The organism is Stenotrophomonas pictorum JCM 9942 (genome assembly GCF_001310775.1).
In the GTDB taxonomy this organism is placed as follows: Bacteria; Pseudomonadota; Gammaproteobacteria; order Xanthomonadales; family Xanthomonadaceae; genus Stenotrophomonas; species Stenotrophomonas pictorum.
In genome coordinates, this window is the sequence record NZ_BAZI01000538.1 from 1 (window position 1) to 1,434 (window position 1,434).

The 1,434-nt window shown below is 68.0% G+C and carries 2 protein-coding genes; both read right to left on the reverse strand.

Annotated elements, in window-relative coordinates:
• The coding region (locus JCM9942_RS15815; RefSeq protein ID WP_425478367.1) for a glycerophosphodiester phosphodiesterase at nucleotides 1-1,055 on the reverse strand (1,055 nt) is incomplete at its 3' end.
• Between the two features lie 92 nt (nucleotides 1,056-1,147).
• A partial coding sequence (locus JCM9942_RS15820) for an AAA family ATPase (RefSeq protein WP_054660819.1) occupies nucleotides 1,148-1,434 on the reverse strand: 287 nt, incomplete at its 5' end.

Genomic DNA, 1,434 nt, shown 5'->3' on the forward strand with positions numbered 1-1,434 from the left:
GGATCGTCGGTGAACAGCGCATCGACACCCGCCTGCAGGTAGCCACGCATCTCCGCCACCGCGCCATCGGGATTGCGCGCGTTGGCGTCACCGGCGCGCAACGCCGGCGGCAGGAACGGGTTCTCCGGGCGGAAACTGTAGGCCACCACCTGCAAACCGGCCGCATGCGCATCGGCAATCAGCGCCGTGGGAGCACCCGGCCGCCCCTGGTCATCCCATGGCCGCAGCGCGCGCCGCTCCACGCCAATGGCCTCGGCGTACTGGGCGATTTCCCGCAATCCCTCCGCGGTACCCATCTGTGCATAAGTCAGTGCGCCTCCGGCCAGTGCGATATCGGCCGGCTGCTGCCCGGGCGCGCCGATCAGCTGCAGCAGGCGGATGTTGGAGGCATCTCCCAGCTGCGCGCGCAGCGCGCGCAGGTTGGCCACCTCAAAGGACTGGATCAGCACCGGCGCGACGTTGGTATAGGAGTCGGCGCGCAACGCGGTGAGCAGTTTTTCCTCCATCGGCAGGCCGATTCCGCGGAAATAGCTGCCGTGCTTGATCTCCGGCACCAGCCCGATGCCGCGGTTCGCCCGCGCGGCCTGCTGGACCAGGAAGGCGATGATCTCCTCCAGCGTGGCGATCCGGAACTGGTCATCGAACGCGGTGCCACGGATCTGCGGCAGGCGCTCGCGCACGTACAGGGTCTTGAGCTCGGCGGCGGTGAAGTCCTCGCTGAACCAGCCGTCCACCCTCTGCCCGTCGATCCACTTGACGGTGCGGCGATCGGCGAACTCCGGCCGCGTGGCGACATCGGTGGTGCTGCCGATCTCGTTCTCATGCCGCGCCACCAGCACCCCGTCGCGGGTCATCACCAGATCCGGTTCGATGTAGTCCGCGCCATCGGCGATGGCCTGTGCATAACTGGCCAGGGTGTGTTCGGGCAGCAGGGCGCTGGCGCCGCGATGCGCATAGACCTGGGCGTGTGGATAAGCCGGAGTGGCAGCGGTTTCCATCACCCAGCAGCATGCCATGCCCGCCACCACTGTCATCACCCTCGACCACCTGGACACCGTTGCTCCTGTGGGCGCCACAACGCGCCCTGATCTGGAAAGGCGCGCAGTATCGTCGCGCTGGATGACATGCATAAGAACGGCGGGCCGGCTCAGCACGCCGACCAGCGCCAGCCATCGGCATCGGCCTGCAGCCGCGCGCTGATGCCGATGGCCTGCAGCAGGGCCTCATCGTGCGAGACCACCACCAGGGTGCCGTGGTACTGGCACAGCACGGTTTCCAGCGCCGCCAACGCTTCCAGATCGAGGTGATTGCCCGGCTCATCGAGCAGCAGCAGCCGCGCAGGGGGATCGGCATAGAGCGCGCAGGCCAGCGCCGCGATCAGCCGCTGCCCGCCGCTAAGTAGCGCGGCCGGGCACTGCAGCTGTGTGGCATCCA